Below are 991 nucleotides of genomic sequence, written 5' to 3'. Positions count from 1 at the left end.
AACCCTCGGTGTTCGTGCCGGCTGTGAAGTCCACGCTTGGCGTGCCGTCTTCTTCGTCTGACGCCGTGAAGCTCGCCACTTTCGTGCCCACGACCGCGTCGTTTTCATTGAACTCCGCCGCCGCCGTCACGTCGATTGTCGGACCGTCGTTTTCTGCCGCATACGTTGGCGTATCGCTGTCCGTCGCCGTCGCATTTGCGCTATCGGTCGCCGTCAGGCTCACCGCTGGCAAGGTCACGCCCGCATTGACCGCGTCAACACCCGCTGGCGTCAACACCACATCGGTGCCGCGGATTTCGTAGTAACCCTCGGTGTTCGTGCCGGCTGTGAAGTCCACGCTTGGCGTGCCGTCTTCTTCGTCTGACGCCGTGAAGCTCGCCACTTTCGTGCCCACGACCGCGTCGTTTTCATTGAACTCCGCCGCCGCCGTCACGTCGATTGTCGGACCGTCGTTTTCTGCCGCATACGTTGGCGTATCGCTGTCCGTCGCCGTCGCATTTGCGCTATCGGTCGCCGTCAGGCTCACCGCTGGCAAGGTCACGCCCGCATTGACCGCGTCAACACCCGCTGGCGTCAACACCACATCGGTGCCGCGGATTTCGTAGTAACCCTCGGTGTTCGTGCCGGCTGTGAAGTCCACGCTTGGCGTGCCGTCTTCTTCGTCTGACGCCGTGAAGCTCGCCACTTTCGTGCCCACGACCGCGTCGTTTTCATTGAACTCCGCCGCCGCCGTCACGTCGATTGTCGGACCGTCGTTTTCTGCCGCATACGTTGGCGTATCGCTGTCCGTCGCCGTCGCATTTGCGCTATCGGTCGCCGTCAGGCTCACCGCTGGCAAGGTCACGCCCGCATTGACCGCGTCAACACCCGCTGGCGTCAACACCACATCGGTGCCGCGGATTTCGTAGTAACCCTCGGTGTTCGTGCCGGCTGTGAAGTCCACGCTTGGCGTGCCGTCTTCTTCGTCTGACGCCGTGAAGCTCGCCACTTT

Annotated in this window: 1 protein-coding gene; it reads right to left on the bottom strand. The window is 62.6% G+C overall.

Going from position 1 to position 991, the window contains the following annotated elements; genetic code table 11:
- Positions 1 to 991 (bottom strand): hypothetical protein (locus D908_RS22395; RefSeq protein WP_005528127.1); only part of this gene is annotated, 991 nt, incomplete at both ends.

The organism is Vibrio mimicus CAIM 602, from assembly GCF_000338875.1.
Classification (GTDB): domain Bacteria; phylum Pseudomonadota; class Gammaproteobacteria; order Enterobacterales; family Vibrionaceae; genus Vibrio; species Vibrio mimicus.
This window is presented reverse-complemented; position numbering and strand designations above follow the sequence as displayed.